The sequence below is a fragment of the Celeribacter sp. HF31 genome (assembly GCF_011806455.1).
Classification (GTDB): domain Bacteria; phylum Pseudomonadota; class Alphaproteobacteria; order Rhodobacterales; family Rhodobacteraceae; genus Celeribacter.
The window spans coordinates 1-18,232 of the sequence record NZ_JAATOT010000002.1 but is presented as its reverse complement, the minus strand read 5'-3'; the positions used below and the strand labels follow the sequence as shown (position 1 = coordinate 18,232).

The 18,232-nt window shown below is 57.8% G+C and carries 12 protein-coding genes and 1 pseudogene; 10 read left to right on the top strand and 3 right to left on the bottom strand.

Annotation, left to right across the window (positions count from 1 at the left end; genetic code table 11):
- The first annotated feature begins 439 nt into the window (after window positions 1–439).
- Window positions 440–1,165, top strand: coding sequence for a PAS domain-containing protein (locus HCZ23_RS03475; protein ID WP_167600329.1), 726 nt, complete (start codon window positions 440–442; stop codon window positions 1,163–1,165).
- Window positions 1,166–1,290: 125 nt separating this feature from the next.
- Window positions 1,291–1,695 carry a GNAT family N-acetyltransferase gene (locus HCZ23_RS03470; RefSeq protein ID WP_167600328.1) on the top strand — a complete coding sequence of 135 codons (405 nt, stop codon included), beginning with the start codon at window positions 1,291–1,293 and terminating at the stop codon, window positions 1,693–1,695.
- A gap of 64 nt (window positions 1,696–1,759) precedes the next feature.
- On the opposite strand, the gene HCZ23_RS03465 is transcribed toward HCZ23_RS03470, so the two are convergent.
- Both HCZ23_RS03465 and HCZ23_RS03460 read right to left on the bottom strand, forming a co-directional pair.
- The gene (locus HCZ23_RS03465; RefSeq protein ID WP_167600813.1) at window positions 1,760–3,130 is read right to left on the bottom strand and encodes a class II 3-deoxy-7-phosphoheptulonate synthase; all 1,371 of its coding nucleotides are present in this window, start codon (window positions 3,128–3,130) and stop codon (window positions 1,760–1,762) included.
- A gap of 180 nt (window positions 3,131–3,310) precedes the next feature.
- The gene (locus HCZ23_RS03460; RefSeq protein WP_167600327.1) at window positions 3,311–4,426 is read right to left on the bottom strand and encodes a PQQ-dependent sugar dehydrogenase; all 1,116 of its coding nucleotides are present in this window, start codon (window positions 4,424–4,426) and stop codon (window positions 3,311–3,313) included.
- A 285-nt stretch (window positions 4,427–4,711) separates the two neighbouring features.
- Between HCZ23_RS03460 and HCZ23_RS03455 the strand changes: the two genes are divergently transcribed.
- From HCZ23_RS03455 to HCZ23_RS03430, 6 genes are all read left to right on the top strand, one after another.
- Window positions 4,712–5,887, top strand: a complete 1,176-nt coding sequence (locus tag HCZ23_RS03455; RefSeq protein WP_167600326.1) for an ABC transporter substrate-binding protein — start codon at window positions 4,712–4,714, stop codon at window positions 5,885–5,887.
- Window positions 5,888–5,993: 106 nt separating this feature from the next.
- Window positions 5,994–6,782 carry an ABC transporter ATP-binding protein gene (locus HCZ23_RS03450; RefSeq protein ID WP_167600325.1) on the top strand — a complete coding sequence of 263 codons (789 nt, stop codon included), beginning with the start codon at window positions 5,994–5,996 and terminating at the stop codon, window positions 6,780–6,782.
- Window positions 6,779–7,486 carry an ABC transporter ATP-binding protein gene (locus HCZ23_RS03445; RefSeq protein WP_167600324.1) on the top strand — a complete coding sequence of 236 codons (708 nt, stop codon included), beginning with the start codon at window positions 6,779–6,781 and terminating at the stop codon, window positions 7,484–7,486. The genes HCZ23_RS03450 and HCZ23_RS03445 overlap by 4 nt, the downstream gene beginning before the upstream one ends.
- Before the next feature lie 13 nt (window positions 7,487–7,499).
- Window positions 7,500–8,510: a branched-chain amino acid ABC transporter permease gene (locus tag HCZ23_RS03440; protein ID WP_167600323.1), complete on the top strand. Its 1,011-nt coding sequence runs from the start codon at window positions 7,500–7,502 to the stop codon at window positions 8,508–8,510.
- A gap of 71 nt (window positions 8,511–8,581) precedes the next feature.
- Window positions 8,582–9,847 (top strand): branched-chain amino acid ABC transporter permease, encoded by a 1,266-nt coding sequence (locus HCZ23_RS03435; protein ID WP_254869947.1) that lies wholly within the window; start codon window positions 8,582–8,584, stop codon window positions 9,845–9,847.
- Between the two features lie 194 nt (window positions 9,848–10,041).
- A complete protein-coding gene (locus HCZ23_RS03430; protein WP_167600321.1) occupies window positions 10,042–10,629 on the top strand; it encodes an NTP transferase domain-containing protein in 588 nt (195 codons plus the stop codon).
- A gap of 194 nt (window positions 10,630–10,823) precedes the next feature.
- Here HCZ23_RS03430 and HCZ23_RS03425 read toward each other — a convergent pair whose 3' ends face one another.
- The gene (locus HCZ23_RS03425) at window positions 10,824–13,610 is read right to left on the bottom strand and encodes a Hint domain-containing protein (RefSeq protein ID WP_254869914.1); all 2,787 of its coding nucleotides are present in this window, start codon (window positions 13,608–13,610) and stop codon (window positions 10,824–10,826) included.
- Between the two features lie 998 nt (window positions 13,611–14,608).
- Between HCZ23_RS03425 and HCZ23_RS03415 the strand changes: the two genes are divergently transcribed.
- Window positions 14,609–15,735, top strand: a protein-coding gene (locus tag HCZ23_RS03415; protein ID WP_167600320.1) for an IS3 family transposase whose coding sequence is annotated in 2 segments (ribosomal slippage) — window positions 14,609–14,873 and window positions 14,873–15,735 — 1,128 coding nt in all. Because the reading frame shifts where the segments join, the coding sequence is not laid out codon by codon here.
- A 408-nt stretch (window positions 15,736–16,143) separates the two neighbouring features.
- Window positions 16,144–18,232, top strand: a pseudogene (locus tag HCZ23_RS03410) (calcium-binding protein); the annotation flags it as partial.

The window sequence follows — 18,232 nt, the reverse complement described above, 5'->3', positions numbered from 1 at the left end:
GTCACATTTCTGCCCTCTTTGCCGCACTCTTTTCGATTTTGTCAGAACTGTGAGAGGTCTATAAAATTTTAGAAAACTGCGTCACGTTAAAACTCTGATAAGGATCGTTGCGGGCGGAAAAATTTTAACGCATTGATATATCTGTAAATTAAATCAGGTCAGAGGTGCAGCCCTTTCCATTTCCTTAAGATTTACCCCCGGATTTTCGAGGCTTTGTTGCGCAATGTTAACCATTGGTTAGGTTTTTCCACCAATTTGGGCAATCTCGTGGCATATTCAGGTCAAGCCAGCGATGAGAGATCGTTGCCCAAAACAACGTCGGGAACCAAAGAGGTCCAGAGACCTTTTCGCCAGCGGCAGAACGCCCGCCCGACCCCATAAAAGACCCGCTTGAGGACCCGGCATGGGCCCCGGATCGCACAGTTGAATAGGTGTTGAGATGAAAATTGAATATGTCAGTGGCTCCAATGTCGTTTCTCTTATGCCGCGCCGCAATGAGATGCATTTCCCGGCGTTGAAAACCGTCGAGGCCTATTGGGAGGGCCTGCGCAATGGGCGTCCGGTGCCGTCTCGCGCCGAAGTGGACCCGCGCGGCATGCAATCGGCGCTGGAATTCGCCTTCATCCTCGAACGCATCGCCCCCGGCGTGGCACGTTTTCGTTTGGCGGGCATGCATCTGACCGATCTCATGGGGATGGAAGTGCGCGGCATGCCCTTGACCGCGATGTTCGTGCCGGAAAGCCGCGCGAAACTCTCCGAGGCGCTCGAAGCCGTGTTCGAGACCCCGCAAATCACCGTCATCACGCTTAAGGCCGAGCGCGGTATCGGGCGTGGCGCGATGGATGCGCAGCTTTTGCTCTGCCCGCTGAAATCTGATCTGGGCGATGTGAACCGCGTGTTGGGCTGTCTTCAGTCCAAAGGCGAGATTGGTCGTCAGCCGCGCCGCTTTGAAGTGGTGGACATCCAATCCCGTCCGCTCTTGGGCAACCCGGCGGATCAGAGTTTTGACACCACGCCGAAAGGCACGCCGGTGCCTGCCGGTTTCGCCGAGGCCAAGAAGGCCTATGAGGACAGCAAACCCACGGCATCTGAGACGCAGGACAAGGTGGAAAAGGCCCCGCGCCCTACAAAGCCGGTGCTGCGTCTGGTCAAAACGGACGAGTAAGCCACAAATTTTCAGATGACCTGCCAGGGGCACGGTCATTGGGCGCGGCATCTGGGGGGAGCCGCGCCTTTTTGCTTTTCAATTCGCCGGGCGCATGCTCCTCTGAAGGACATGAAGGAGCGCCCATGATCACCTACGCCATTGACCCCGACCTCTCCGCCCCGGAATTTCTCTCGCTGCTGGCCGCCTCGACATTGGCCGAGCGTCGCCCGGTCGATCAGCCGCAGCGCATCGTAAAAATGTTGGCGAATTCCGACCTGATTGTCACCGCGCGGGATGCGGCGGGGCATTTGGTGGGCGTGGCACGGTCCGTCACCGATTTCGCCTATTGCCTCTATTGCTCCGATCTTGCGGTCGACGCGCGGGTTCAGGGGCGCGGCATCGGCAAGGCTTTGTTGCGGGAAACCGTCAAAGCGGCGCCGGAGGTTAAGACCCATCTCCTGCTCTCCGCGCCCGGCGCAATGTCGTTCTACGAGGCGGCGGGATATGAGGTGGCCGGGAATTGCTTCATCTTTCACCGTGGGGAATAACAACGCGGCGCATGAAAAAGCCGGACATGAAGCCCGGCTTTCAACATCTTGATTTTGCGAGACCTTACGCGTTTGCCGCCACCGTCTCCGGCGTCTGCCCTTTTTGCAGCTCTTCGGCCACGAGAAACGCCAGTTCCAGCGACTGAGACGCGTTCAAACGCGGATCGCAGGCGGTGTGGTAGCGGTCGGCGAGGTTCTCGTCGGTCACCGCACGCAGGCCGCCGGTGCATTCGGTCACATCCTTGCCGGTCATCTCGAAATGCACGCCACCCGGGATGGTGCCCTGATCGCGGTGCACGGCGAAGAATTCCTGCACTTCGGAGAGCACCTGCTCGAAGGGGCGGGTTTTATAGCCGCTGTCGGATTTGATCGTGTTGCCATGCATCGGGTCACAGGACCAGACGACATTGGCGCCTTCGGATTTCACGGTCTCGATGAGACGCGGCAGGTGATCGGCCACTTTGCCCGCGCCGAAGCGTGCGATAAGCGTCAGACGCCCGGCCTCGTTCTCCGGGTTGAGTTTGCCCATCAGCACCTTGAGGTCTTCGGCCGTGGTGGTCGGCCCGCATTTCAACCCGATCGGGTTCTGTACGCCACGGCAGAATTCGACATGCGCGCCGTCCGGCTGGCGCGTCCGGTCGCCGATCCAGATCATGTGACCGGAGCCCGCAATCGTGGCGCCGGTGGTGCTGTCGACACGGGTCAGCGCCTCTTCGTATTCCAGCAAAAGTGCTTCGTGCGAGGTGTAGAAATCCACGGTATGCAGATCGTGATTCTGTTCGGAGGTGATCCCCGCCGCTTTCATGAAATCGAGCGCATCCTGAATGCGGTTCGCCATGTCGCGGTATTTCTCGGCCTCATCGGATTCGGTAAAGCCCAGAGTCCAGGCGTGCACCCGGTGAATGTCGGCAAAACCACCCTTGGAAAAGGCGCGCAGCAGGTTGAGCGAGGCCGCCGCCTGGGTGTAGGCCTGCAACATGCGGTTCGGATCGGGCACGCGCGAGGTCTCGTCGAACTCGAAGCCGTTGATGATGTCGCCCCGGTAAGACGGAAGCTCCACGCCACCGACGGACTCGGTCGGTGCAGAGCGCGGTTTGGCGAACTGGCCCGCCATGCGACCGACCTTGATCACCGGCACTTTCGCGCCAAAGGTCAAAACCATCGCCATTTGCAGCATGACTTTGAAAGTGTCGCGGATCTGATCGCCACCGAATTCGGCAAAGCTTTCGGCGCAATCGCCGCCTTGCAACAAAAATGCCTCGCCACGCGATGCTTTTGCCAGATCACGCTTGAGTTTACGCGCCTCGCCCGCAAAGACGAGCGGCGGATATTTGGCAAGCTGCGCCTCAACAGCGTTCAGCGCGGCCGCGTCCGTATAGTCGGGCATTTGCACACGCGGTTTGTTGCGCCATGCGGTTTTCACCCAATCCGTCATCGTCTTTACTCCAAAACGGTTATCCATTCTCCTCCCTCATGCGCCCATATTCGCCTGTGTTAGCGGTAGCGCGCACGAAGTCTGAAGACTTATAGAGGCGGGACGCCTGCGAGAAAACCCAAAAGAGAGGGGGTTTGGCGTAGAAATCCCGGGCAAATGCACATTTCCTGCGCGTAAACGTCAGTCGCGCGGCGCAATCCGGTAAGCGGCGCCTTTGCCGACGGAAAGAAACCAGATTGCCCCATCCGGCGCGACGGTGAAGTCGCGCACGCGGCCCGTCTCGGGCCAGGACCATTGCTCCTCTTGCCAGTCAGCCGGGTCCATCACCGAAATATAGTCGAATTTCAGCGACCCGATCAGGTGTTTGCCTTTGAGCTCAGGGAAGAGATCGCCCGCGTAGATCGCATAGCCCGAGGGCGCGATGGAGGGCGTCCATTGATGCGCGGGCGGCTCTGTGCCCTCAAGCGTCTGAGACGCAAAACGCCCGCCGCCGTAATTCTCGCCATAGCTCGTCAGCGGCCAGCCATAGTTGGCACCTTTGGTCACAAGGTTGATCTCGTCGCCGCCTTGCGGACCGTGTTCGTTGACCCAAAGCTGGCCCTGCCCGTCAAGCGCCGCGCCTTGCGGGTTGCGGTGGCCGTAGGACCAGAGCGCAGGGAGAGCGTCGTCGTCCACAAACGGATTATCCGCCGGAATCGACCCGTTGCGGTTGATCCGAAGCACCGATCCATTGGCGCGGGTCTTGTCCTGTGCGGCCTGCCGGTCGCCGCGCTCGCCGACGGTCAGAAACAGCGTGCCATCCGTCGATTCGACGATACGCGATCCGAAATGCTGGCCTTTGCGGCTGCCCTCCGCCATCACGAAAAGGTCGTGAAAGCCCACAAGCCGGTCGCCTTCGAGCTTTCCTACGCCAAGCGCGGTCCCCGCGCCCCCACGCATCGGCTTGGAATAGCTGAGAAAGACCTCGCCGCTCTCGGCAAAATCACGCGGGATCATGATGTCCAACAGACCGCCCTGCCCGCTTTCCCAGACCTCTGGCGTGCCCTCAATCACGGTCACCTCGCCGCTTTGCACCCGCAAAAGCCGCCCGTCGATTTCGCTGATCAATACGCCGCCCTCCGAAAGGCCGCCCGGCAGGAAGTCAATCGCCCAAGGCTCGTCCAGACCGCTCACGACTTCTGTGACGGCAACGGGCGTGGCCCCGGCCATGCGATCTGCGGCCAGCACAGACGTGGGGCTCATGAAAACGGCAGAGGCGATGAGCGGCGTGACAAGACGGGAGAAAATGAGAGACATCGAAAAAGCCTTTCTCAATAAGGGGGGAAGGTCTCGGTGTTCTGTTTGAGGTAATGCTGTCGCGGCGGGTTTCAATTCATTTCCCCCGAGTCGGGCGTGATGCGTTCTCGCCCTGCGCAAATCGGCGGCCTCGGCGCATTTGACCCCCAAAGCCCCCAAAGCCCTGTCAGATTTTGAGCAAACGCCCCAAATCCGGGCATGAAACGCTGCGGCATATCTTTCCATCCGGTCAAAGCCCGTCTAGTCTCCGGCGCAGGACAAGATCCAAACAGGGAGTATTTCCATATGAAAAAGCTGCTTCTGGCTTCCACCGCTGCGACCCTCATGGCGGGCGCGGGCTATGCCGAAGACGTCAAACTCGGCGTCATTCTCGGGTTCACCGGACCGATTGAATCGCTGACCCCCGACATGGCCGCCAGCGCGGAGCTGGCCATGAAAGAAGTGAGCGACAGCGGCGCGTTTCTGGATGGCTCGACCATCACGCCCCTGCGTGCGGACAGCACCTGCGTCGATGCGGCAGCGGCCTCTGCGGCGGCTGAGCGTCTGATCACCTCCGACGGTGTCGTCGCCATCATGGGCGCGGACTGCTCCGGCGTGACCGGCGCCATCCTGTCGAACGTGGCTGTGCCCAACGGTGTCGTGATGATTTCGCCTTCGGCCACCTCGCCGGGTCTCTCGACCGTCGAAGACAACGGCCTCTTCTTCCGCACCTCGCCGTCTGATGCGCGTCAGGGCGAAGTTCTGGCCGATGTGCTGGAAGAAAAAGGCATCACCTCCGTGGCCGTGACCTACACCAACTCCGACTACGGCAAAGGCCTGTCGGACGCATTTGCGGCCGCTTACGACGGTGAGATCACCATCAACACCTCGCATGAAGACGGCAAAGCCGACTACTCCGCCGAGATCGGCGCCATGGCGTCTGCCGGCGGCGAAGTTCTCGTCGTGCTGGGCTATGTCGACCAAGGCGGCAAAGGCATCATCCAGGCCGCAGGCGACACCGGCGCATTCGACACTTTCCTTCTCGGTGACGGCATGTATGGTGACAGCCTGATCACGGATCTGGGCGACATCGTCGAAGGCTCCATGGGCATCGTGCCCTGGGCTGAGGGCGAAGGCACCGATGCGTTCAACGCACTGGGCGAAGCCGCTGGCATCAACGTCTCCTCCGCCTACACCCGCGAAAGCTATGACGCGGCGGCTCTGATCGCTCTGGCCATGGCCAAGGGCGGAGAAGCCACCAAGGAAGCCGTGGCAGCCAACGTTCTGGACGTCGCCAACGCACCGGGCGAGCCGATCCTGCCGGGTGAGCTGGACAAGGCGCTCAAGATCCTCTCCGAAGGCGGCGATATCGACTATGTCGGCGCGACCAATGTCGAGCTGATCGGACCGGGCGAAGCTGCGGGGTCTTATCGCTTTTACACCATCACCGATGGTGCGTTTGAGACGGTCGACATTCGCTAAGACGCGACCAACGACATGAAACGGCCCGGGGCGTTTAGCGTCCCGGGCCCACGTTTTCGGCCCGAAAGACCAAAAGACATCGGGCCGATCTATGGGGACACATAAAATGATCGAAGTGCGTGATTTGCACATGCATTTCGGCGGTTTTCGCGCGGTTGACGGCGCCTCGCTCACGCTTGAGCAAGGCTCGATCACGGGGCTCATCGGGCCCAATGGCGCGGGGAAAACGTCGCTTTTCAACTGTATCGCGGGGGTCTTGACGCCGACCTCGGGGCAAGTGCTGTTCGATGGTGAGGACATCACCGGGCTGAAACCGCATGAGCTGTTTCACAAGGGCATCCTGCGCACCTTTCAGATCGCGCATGAGTTCGGCTCGATGACCTGTCGCGAGAACCTGATGATGGTGCCGTCGGGGCAATCGGGTGAGACGCTGTGGAACACCTGGTTCGGGCGCAAACGCATCGCCGATGAGGAGCGCGCGCTCAAAGCCAAAGCGGACGAAGTGCTTGAGTTCCTGACGATTTCCCATATCGCGGATTTGAAAGCGGGCGAGATTTCCGGCGGCCAGAAAAAGCTCTTGGAGCTTGGGCGCACCATGATGGTCGACGCCAAAATGGTCTTCCTCGATGAGGTTGGCGCCGGCGTGAACCGCACGCTTTTGTACACTATCGGCGACGCGATCAAACGCCTGAACGTCGAGCGCGGCTACACATTCTGCATGATCGAACACGACATGGATTTCATCAAACAGCTTTGCGATCCGGTGATCGTCATGGCGCAGGGCCAGGTCATGGCCACCGGCACCGCCGATGAGATCATGCAAAACGAAGCCGTGATCGAGGCCTATCTCGGCACCGGTGTGAAGAACAAGAAAACTGAAGAGGCGAGCGCATGAGTTTCCTCCACGCCAATGAAATGCGCGGCGGCTATGGCTCTGGCGCGGATATTCTGCACGGCTGTACGCTGACCGTGCAAAAGGGCGAGATCGCGGTGATCGTCGGGCCAAATGGGGCGGGCAAATCGACCGCGATGAAGGCGGTCTTCGGTATGTTGAACCTGCGCGAGGGGCATGTGCATCTCGATGGCGAGGACATCACCCGCCTGTCACCACAGGAACGTGTCTACAAGGGCATGGGATTCGTGCCGCAGACCCATAATATTTTCCCGACTATGACGGTGCGTGAAAATCTCGAAATGGGGGCGTTTATCCGCAAGGACGACATCGAACCCACGATTGAACAGGTCTACGAGCTGTTCCCGGCGGTCTATGAGAAGCGCAACCAGAACGCGGGTGAATTGTCCGGCGGGCAACGCCAACAGGTCGCCGTGGGCCGCGCGCTGATGACCCAGCCGAAGCTTTTGATGCTCGATGAGCCGACCGCGGGCGTCTCGCCCATCGTGATGGACGAGCTGTTTGACCGGATCATCGAGGTCGCCAAGACCGGGATTTCGATCCTCATGGTGGAACAGAACGCTCGGCAAGCGCTTGAGATTGCCGACAAAGGCTATGTTCTGGTCCAAGGCGCCAATGCCTATACGGACACGGGCGCGAACCTTTTGGCGAACCCGGATGTGCGCCGGACGTTCTTGGGCGGATAAGAGAGGCAGACAGATGGATATTCTCAACGCCCTCGTGGCCTTCACAAATTTCGTCGTGGTCCCCGCCACGGCTTATGGCGCGCAATTGGCGCTTGGCGCTTTGGGCGTCACGCTGATCTACGGCGTCTTACGGTTCTCGAACTTTGCCCATGGCGAAACCATGTCCTTCGGGGCGATGGTCGTGGTGCTGGTCACGGGCCTGTTTCAAAGCTGGGGCGTTTCACTGGGCGTCCTGCCCACGGCGCTTTTGGCCCTGCCCTTTGGCATCCTGGCAACGGCGCTATTGCTCTTGGCGACCGACAAGGTGGTCTACAAGTTCTACCGCAAGGTCAAAGCCGCGCCGGTGATGTTGGTCATCGTCTCGACCGGCGTGATGTTCGTGCTGAACGGCGTGGTGCGGATGATCGTCGGCACCGATGATCGCCGCTTCGCCGATGGCGCGCGTTTCGTGGTCAACGCCCGCGAGTTCAAGGCTTGGTCGGGGCTCGAAGAAGGTCTCGCGATCCGAACGACGCAGGTCATCACCGTGGTCGTTGCGATGATCACCGTGGCCGCGCTCTTCTGGTTCCTGAACAAGACCCGCACCGGCAAGTCGATGCGCGCTTATTCCGACAACGAAGATCTGGCACTGCTGTCCGGCATCAACCCGGAGCGCGTGGTGACGATCACCTGGCTTTTGGTCGCGGCTTTGGCGACCATCGCGGGCGCTCTCTATGGCCTCGACAAGTCGTTCAAACCCTTCATCTTCCAACAGCTTCTCCTGCCGGTCTTCGCCGCGGCCATCGTCGGCGGCATCGGCAATCCGTTGGGCGCCATCGCGGGCGGGTTCGTCATTGCCTTCTCGGAAGTCACCCTGACCTACGCCTTCAAAAAAGTCGTGACCTATCTCGGCCCCGACAGCTGGGCGCCGGATGGATTGGTCCAGCTTTTGTCGACGGACTACAAATTCGCCGTCTCCTTCGCGATCCTGATCATCGTCCTGCTGTTCAAACCGACAGGTCTCTTCAAGGGGCAAAACATATGACACATGCATCGACACAGCCCTCCAAACAGGCCCCCAAGCCCCTGCCTCGTGCGCCTTTGTATTTCGCAGCGATGGCAGCGCTGATCATCGCGGTCGGGCTTTTGCAATCGTGGAACTCGGCGCTGGCCATTCTCAACATGGGGCTGATCTCGGCCATCATGGCTTTGGGGGTGAACTTGCAATGGGGCTATGCGGGCCTGTTCAACGTCGGCATCATGGGCTTTACCGCGCTGGGGGGATTGGCCGTGGTCTTGACCTCTATGCCGCCTGTGCCGGCCGCTTGGGCCGCTGGTGGTGGGCGGATGATCCTTGCGCTGCTGGTGGGCATCGGCACCATCGTCGGCGCGGTGCTGATCTATCCGCGCCTGCCGAAAACCCGGCTGCGCGGGCTGTTTCTCACCGCTTTCCTTATCGTCGGCTTTGTCCTCTACCGCACGCTCTTCGATCCGGCCGTCGCGGCGATCGAGGCGGTGGATGCCTCTACGGCGGGCTATCTCGGCGGGCTTGGGCTTCCGGTGTTGCTGGCTTGGCCGGTCGGTGCGCTTTTGGCCGCGGGGGCGGCGTGGATCGTGGCCAAGACCGCTCTGGGCCTGCGCTCCGATTATCTTGCCATCGCCACTTTGGGCATCGCGGAGATCATTTTGGCCGTGCTCAAGAACGAGGATTGGCTGTCGCGCGGCGTGAAGAACGTCAACGGCCTGCCGCGTCCGGTGCCCTATGAGATCGACCTTCAGCAAAGCGAATGGTTCCTGTCCCTGATGGCCAAGATCGGTGCCGATCCGGTCATCGGTTCGTCGATTTTCGTCAAACTGCTCTATGCCGGGTTCTTTTTGGCGGTCATCGGGATCATCGTTCTGGCGATGGAACTGGCGCTCAAAAGCCCTTGGGGGCGGATGATGCGGGCGATCCGGGACAATGAAGTTGCCTCCGAGGCGATGGGCAAGGATGTCACCGGGCGACACTTGCAGATTTTCGTTCTGGGCGCTGCGATTATCGGCTTTGCCGGGGCGATGATGACCACGCTTGACGGCCAGTTGACGCCGACCACCTACCAGCCGCTGCGCTACACCTTCCTGATCTGGGTGATGGTGATCGTGGGCGGCTCCGGCAACAACTGGGGCGCGGTTCTGGGTGGCATGCTGATCTGGTTTTTGTGGGTCGAGGTCGAACCCATCGGCGGTTGGATTGTGAGCGTTTTGACCTCCGGTCTGGCGGAGGACTCCGCGCTCAAGGCCGGGTTGATGGAACGCGTGGCCTATATGCGCTATCTGACCATGGGCGTGATCTTGTTGGTCGTGCTGCGGTTCTCTCCCAGAGGGCTTTTGCCCGAAAAATAGACATGCGGGTTGTTGCCCGAAAAGTAAGAGAGCGGGCACCTGCCCGAAACGTAATGGTGTGGGCGGTTGCCCGAAGCTGCGCAAAAGCGCGCAGATTTGAGACGGGGCTGTGCTGAAAAACCTTTCGGCACAGCCCGGCACATAACGTAGTCTTCACAAGCGGCGCCCAAGCCGCACACCATAAGGCACCCGACATGAAACTGCTCGCAGGCATTTGTGCCGCAGGAAATTCCGCGCGTATGGGATTCGACAAACTCTCGACCGCGCCCTCTTTGCATTCCCCCGACACGCTGTTGAGCCGGGCGGTGTCGGCGGCGCGCGGCCAGCCCTTTGTCGTCGCCCTGCCGGCCGAGACCCATCCCTATTTCCAGAACCGCCGCGATGTGCTGCGGCCGCATGACGATTTCATCACCGTGGCGGACAGCGATCTCGGCATTTCCGCGACGCTCAAAGCCCTCGCCCGCTATGCCCTGGAACGAGAGGCGGATGCACTGGCGGTGATCATGGCCGATATGCCGTTTATCACCACGAGCCATCTGGAAACTTTGGTCATCCTGTTCGAGACCTTCGGTGGCACGCGGATCGTGCGGGCGCAGTGTCAAAGTGGGCGCGAAGGCTATCCGGTGATTTTCCCGGCCTCGGTGCTGCCGGAGTTCGAGGCGTTGACTGGCGACGAAGGTGTACAGGTCCTGGTCGAACGGCATGGCGCGAAACGAGTCGAAATGCCGTCGGAAGCCCCCTGTTGGCATGTGAACACGCCGGAGGACTGGCGCCAGATGTGAGCCCTCTTTCGTCAAAGAAAACACCGCCCAGGATCCCTGGGCGGTGTTTCTCGTGTTCTGAAAACCAAGCAACTCGTAAAAAATCTTGTCGGATCCGTCTCCCCCGGGAACGCCCGAGGGGGACGGTCAGGATCGACGCGATGGTCCCCAGCAGGCCCCCACCGGGTGCGTCGATCAGAGCGAACCTTTGAGGATCAGGAGACCAGAAGCTCCGCCTCATGTTTGCGCAGGATGCGACGCGCGGCAGAGAAGCCGCCACGGGTCGACACTTCGGCCAGCTCCGGGAAGAGCGCGAAGAGTTCCTCGCGGGCCTCGTCACCGATGCCGGAGAGCGTGTAGTCGCCCGGTTGGAAGCTTTCCGACCAGGTGCCGTCCGACAGAACCACTTCGTGGCGGTCGAACATCACGTGGATGTAGGTCACATCAGAGGCCTCAACCACATCGACACCCTCCATGCGGGTCAGGTGTTTGGCGGCCACGAGAACCTCATGCTCTTCGAACAGAAGTGCGGCTTTCTCGTTGGAAACCAGCATCCGGTGGTTCGGAGAGACGACCATGTCACGCTCCGGCAGACCGGCGCCAAGCGCGCCCTGACGGATCAGAACCGGCATCAATTCGCGACGGGTGGTCAGTTCGGCGCTGGTGAGCGCCTTGTGACCGATCCAGCGGATTTCCTGAATGCCATTGTCGCGGGTGATGACGCGATCGCCGACCTTCAGCTCCTCGACCTTCATCTCGCCTTTTGGCGTCGCGATCAGGGTGCCCGGCGTGAAGCAGGGAATGATCTCTTCGATGTTGGTGTAGTTGATGTTGGCGTATTCATCAGTGCCCGCATTGTAGAGCTGGATCTGACCGTCATAGCCATTGCCATCGCTGTCGGGGTTCTGAACCTGGTGGGTGATCACCCAGCCATTGGACAGAAGTTCGGACAGGTTCAGCGTGTCCCAGTCAACGCCGCCTGCGCCACCGTGCACGGTGGTGTCGTAGACGCCCGATGTGACATCGGTGAAGGTGACATAGATCGTGTCCTGATCGTCGTCACCATAGAGGTAGTCGTTGTCACCGCCGCCGTAGATCGTATCCTGATCTTCGCCGCCGTAGACAGTATCATGACCTGCGCCTGCGTAGATCGTATCGTCGTCGATGCCGCCGTCGATGTAATCGTCGCCAGAGCCGCCATAGATCAGGTCGTCATCGTCCTGACCGTAAATGGTGTCGTTGCCAGCACCGCCATCAATGACGTCCATGCCGTTCTCGACCTCGAGATCGCCCTCGTCATCGGGGACGTTCAACTCATCGGGATAGGCCGGATCGAGACCGCCGTAGATGGTGTCGTCGCCGTCACCGCCCTCAATCGTATCGGAGCCTTCGCCGCCGATGATCGTATCGTTGCCGGTGCCACCGAAGAGGGTGTCATCGTCAAAGCCGCCGTCGATATAGTCGTTGTCAGCACCGCCATCGATGTAGTCCGCGTCATCGCCACCGGAGATGGTGTCGTTTCCGTCGCCACCAAAGATGGTGTCCTTGTCGTTGTCCGGGTCGGCATCGTCGGGCACATAGGGGCCGTAGCCAAGATCCGGGCTGCCGTCCGGACCGCCGATGATGACATCGTCCCCGTCGCCGCCGACGATATAGTCCTGACCGTCCCCGCCATCGAGGTAGTCGTCGCCGCCAGCACCGGAGATGGTGTCGTCGCCGCCCATCCCCCAGAATTCATTGGTGTAGGTGTCGGACGGATCGGTGCCCTGGTGGTCGAAACCGGTCAGGGTGTCGTCATATTCGGAGCCGATCACGCCGTCGATGCCGCCTTCGATCGTGTCGTTGTCGGCATCGCCGCCGGAGAGCTCGCTGGTGGACAGGTTGACGTTCACCGCCTCATCCGAGCCGGAGTAGTCGAGGTTGTCCTGACCTGCGTTGCCCTGGAAGGTGTCCGCGCCCGCGCCCCCGATGAAGGTGTCGTCGCCCGAGCCGCCCGAGAGGTAGTTCGTGCCAGTGCCGCCGACCAGCGTGTCGTCACCGCCCTCGCCATAGAGCACGTCATCGCCTTCGCCGCCATCGATGTAATCGTTGCCCTCGACAATCGGGGTCACGACCGCGTCATCGATCAGATCGCCGTTCATCGAATAGCCGGAGTTCACATCACGCGAGGTGAGCGTGAAGGTGATCGAGCTTTGGCCTTCGAAAGAGGCGGAGAACCAGGCGTCCTGATCGCTCGGATCGTTGGGCTCAGTGCCGGTCGCGGAGACCGTGCCATCTGCGTTTTCGACGATCAGAGAGCTGTCGCCGCTGACGCCGAAGTTGGTGAAGGAGGCGCCATCCACGGTGACGGATTCGGGATCGAGGCCATCGCTGCGGGTGCTGTCGATGTCGTTGAAGGTCGCGGTGGAGTTGATCGTGACCGGCTCGCCGGTTGCGGCATCATAGAATTCCATGCGGAAGGTGGCAGTCATGCCGCCCTGGCTGGAATAATTGTTGCCGTTCAGCAGGATTTCTGAGCCATTGCCTCCGGAAAGATCAACATCGAGGTGCGGATCAGAGGTCTCGACCAAGACCAGGCGCGCGTTGACGACGGTGCCGTCTTCGAGCGTGGTGACATTTTCATAGATGGCGCTGTCACCCGGATTTGCATTGTTATTGCCCCAAGAGGTGTCGCTGCCGTAGAGGTAGTTGTTGTAAGACAGGACCAGCGGATCGGCGTCCTGGGCCTCATAGGAGGAGCCTGCGCCACCGTCGCCATAGACGACATCATCGCCGGCACCGGCCAGAACGGTGTCATCCCCGCCGCCCGCAATCACGACGTCATCGTCATTGCCTGCGGCATTGTCGCCGGCGTCGATCATGTCACCTTCGGGGTCCCCCGTGTAGGCGCTGTCGATCACGTCGTCGCCAGAGGTGCCTTGCACAACGCCGTCGAGTGTCGGATCGGTCGGATCGGAGGGATCACAACCGTCGTCATGATCATGGTAATAAGTGCCTGTCATCGTCTCTCTCCTTCACACCTCGTTAACGCGGGCATAGATCCCCTCGTGCAACGGTCACTTTACGCCCGGGAATTACATACCGGACTGTTTACCCTGTTCAGGCCAAACAAGCGTCCGCGCAGACCGAATATATGAGGGAAAGAAACGACCAAATAGGCCAGTGGCAACACTCGCAATCGTCTCAATATGCAGCAGCAGACAGACCCGCAGCAGGTCAATCTTTCTCCACAACGGACGCAGAAGCCGATTCCTTCCCGGAAGTCGATTTACGCGGCCGCCCCCGTGGCCTTTTAGATGCCCCCCAGTGGGCCCTTACTGGATAAGTCAAAATTGCGGCCAAGCAACAGGGAAAAAGGCGTGAATGTGATCAATTATGGCATTGAAGTGGCGCTCATTCCGGAAAATCGCAGCGATTTCGCCTCTGAAATGGCATCATTCGGTGTCATTTTAATCAGTTATAATAATTATAAATCAACATGTTATGTTTGATTTTCGCGGTTTGGGTAGAGGCCATTTACCATAGGTTAAGTTTCCGCGGGGGTAACATTAAGGAACCGACTCAAAATGTGGCAAAAACGAGGCTATCATTCAAAATTGGAACCAATCGAGGCTCTTGGATCAAATTTTGGAAGAGTTGAGAACAATCGAAATTGCTCTGCCGAATCGAGATCTTAGCTGTTTGCGCTCGCATGTTTTTAAACGTGTTTCAGACAGGGCAAGAGGCACAGGGCCTCCTCAGCGCTTTGTCGTCAGGTCGAGCTTGAAGAGTTTGATAATCGTTCTGCGCGAGGGTCGGTGCTGAAAACCTGTGATCCTGCCGAGATGCAACACAATGAAAACCCACTCTGTTGTCAGAAAATAGGTGATCATTCAGAAGGCACACATCGGCCACAACAATGGCAGGGACAATATGAAGACCAAGCTCGAGTCCCTGGAATAGCCCCCTGAAAGTGGTCCACCTACTGGGATAGATTGTCCGTTAAATTGGAGGATCAGCGATGGCTGGAAAACGAGAGAAGTCCGAAGAAATTGTATCGAAGCTTCGGCAAGTTGAAGTGCTGCAAGGTCAAGGTGCGACGGTCGCCGAAGCGGTGCGCCAGATCGGCGTGACCCAGCAAACGTTTTATCGATGGCGCAAGCTTTATGGCGGGATGCAGCGCTCACAACTCGTCCGTTTGAACGAACTTGAGAAAGAGAACCAGCGGCTGCGGCGGGCAGTGTCTGATTTGACCTTGGACAAGCTTATTCTGACCGAAGCAGCGAGGGAAAACTTCTAAGCCCTTCTCGTCGCCGGAAGTGCATTGATCATGTGCGGCAGGAGCTTGGCGTATCCGAGCGCCGCGCCTGCCGCACATTTGGGCAGCATCGATCGACGCAACGCAAGGTGCCGCAAGGCCGTTCAGATGAGCGGCAGTTGACCGATGATATCAACGAATTTTCGGATCAGTACGGACGCTACGGATATCGGATGATCACTGGTTTGCTGAACAATTCGGGCTGGCAGGTGAACTACAAGCGTGTCGAGCGGATCTGGCGGCGTGAAGGGCTAAAAGTTCCACAAAAGCAAAAGAAGAAAGGACGGCTTTGGTTGAGCGACGGGTCATGCGTGCGTCTTAGGCCGGAGCGGCCAAATCACGTTTGGTCCTACTACTTCGTTCAGGACCGCACTGCTGACGGGCGAGTCTACCGGACACTCAACATCATCGATGAATACACAAGGGAGGCGCTGATGATCCGCGTTGATCGAAAGCTCAACTCAACCGAGGTGCTGGATTCGCTGACGGACCTGTTCATCTTGCGCGGTCCACCAGGGTATATCAGGTCGGACAATGGGCCAGAATTTATCGCCCAGAAGGTGCGCGACTGGATCGCCGCCGTTGGTGCGAAAACAGCTTACATCGAGCCAGATTCACCTTGGGAAAACGGGTACTGTAAAAGCTTCAATGCTAGGTTCCGAGATGAGCTGCTCAATGGCGAACTGTTCTACACCTTAAAGGAGGCCCAAATCCTCATCGAGCGATGGCGCGTTCACTACAACACCGTCAGGCCGCACGGCGCTTTGGGCTATCGCCCACTCGCGCCAGAAACCATTGTTCCGATGGACCAGAGGCCTACAATGCAATAACAATTAACTCGGAACACCCGATGGGGTCACACTAGGTGCTATCCAAGAACGCCATCAAGCGCGGTCACTCCGAGAATTGACCAGTGACTTTCGGCCCTCACCAGTCATTCATTGCGTCTTTCATCGTTGCAACGCAGATTCGTAAAAGCGGTTGTTCAGGGCATTAATGGCCGGGCCGTATATTGGCTAAGCGCTCAAAGCGTAGATGCGTTCCGCTGCCGCTAAAACGATTTCAAATGCACATGCACAATGCACTCAAACTGAAAATTTGCCTGAGAATTTAAATTAACTTTAACGACTAATAGTTTCTACTTGAAGGGATTTATTAACTCCGGATCTTCACGGTTTCTCCAAGCTACTTTCAAAACAGCGAAGCGTGGACAATGGAAACTTAAGGATCATTAGATCATGTCGACAAGTTACACCTTAGGAACAATCGCATCTGAAAATTCGTCTTCCGCCGAGATCTCGAACGCCCACTTCCAAAGCGTCCTAGTAAGTAAATATGCCTTCCAAGACTCTGAGAGTCGCCTTGAACAGGGAACCGTTTTTGATGACGGCATGGACGCCCTCGGCGTCTCATCTATTCGCTTCCCAGGAGGGACTGAAGCTTGGGATGGCTCTTTTGATTTTAGAAACCCGGATGATGTGGCAAAGCTTCATGATGTTTTAGACTACTGTGCTAGTCAGAATATCGGCATGCAATTCACAGTTCCGGTGCGCTGGTTTGCAACGGAAGAATTAGACGCAGACGGGAACAGAATTGCCTATATCTCAGATGAGGATGCACAGGCGCTTTCAAAATTCATAGAAGAAGATTTGCTTGGTTACGCTACAAGCCTCGGCGTTCCAATTGAAAATATAAAATTAGGGAATGAGTTTCTTGCGTCGGCGAACGGCGATGAACACGGTCTTGATCTATCTCCGCTTACCCCTGAGGAGTATGGAGCTGCGGCAAGTGCAGTGGCCATCATTGTTGGCGAATCTCTCGCGAATTTCTCCGATAACAATCCCCTCGCCGAGTTTACAACTCCCCCAGATATCGTTCTGGAAATGCCTCTTTGGACTGGAGGCATTGATCGAATGCTTGAGTATTTCGATACAGATGCGTCGCAATACATCAGCGCAATCGACACCCATGGGACCCATATGAGCCTCGAAGCTAGCTTGGATGAGTTGCTCGGTACAAATGCGAATGAAACTTGGTATGATGATATGCCAGTAGCGGACAGGCTAGAGCTTCTTATTTCACATATGAATGACTCTAGCGCCGAATATGGTTTCGGGGAGTTGACGTATCTCAATGAAGCTTGGGCCGTCGACAAGGCAGGACTCGATCATCTTGCGCAGGCAATTTTAACTTTTCACGCGATGTCTGTTAGCGGTGTTGAGTCTGCAACTCTCTGGACAGCATTTTCTGGGGGCGACTTCACTACAACGTCTGCTGCATTTACCGACAATAACGGAGGCAGAACGCGCATGCTTGGTGAGCTATTTACGGAGATGCAAAGCCATTTGGTCGGTCTTACCGCAGTAGACCTGAACACAGGACTAACTCCTGCTGAAGAGCTCGAGAGTGGCTTCATTGTGCGTGCATTCATCGATGAAGATGGGAGAGCCGTAGTGTACATCGCAAATCTTGGCGAAAATTCTATGGAAGTGGACATTGATCTTACCGAATTCCTGTCAGCAATTCCGGGGTTTTCAGAGGGATTAGCTGACATTGAAGCACTTAAGTTCGGAGCTGCCAACGGCGCATTCGACAGCTTCTATAAAAGCTCAGACATGGAACTCTTCGACAGTGATTATCTCGGCATTGACCCCGTAGTCGATGGAGTTACGCTCGGCGCGTATGAAGTACTTCAAGTAAGTCTGACTGCCTCGGGGGAATTTGCTTCACAACTCGGTGACGAAATTAACGTTGAAGGCGATGAAGACGCTTGGATCATAGCGTACGAAGGGGACGATAACATCACAACTAGAAATGGTGCTGATCGGATCGACGCGGGTGATGGAAACGATACAATTTTTTCAAATGGAGGCTTTGATACAATCACAGCTGGAGCCGGAAATGACATTGTCTGGGGGGGGTATGGCCAAGACGTGGTTTATCTCGGCGATGGTGATGACGTCTTCTATGATGAAGCAAACCAAACCAATCAATGGGGTGACGACTTTGTCGATGGCGGCGATGGAAATGACCTAATATACGGTAGCGGTGGCGCTGATACACTCTATGGCGGCAATGGAAATGATTACATCGAGGGCGGCTCACAAGACGATATTATCCATGGCGATGACGGGGATGATATTATTGATGGTGGCATTGGATATGACTATCTGCTCGGAGGAAGCGGGCATGATGTAATATACGGCGGCGGTCACTCAGACACTATTCTCGCCGGTTCCGGAAATGACACTGTCTGGGGGGGGTATGGCCAAGACGTGGTTTATCTCGGCGATGGTGATGACGTCTTCTATGATGAAGCAAACCAAA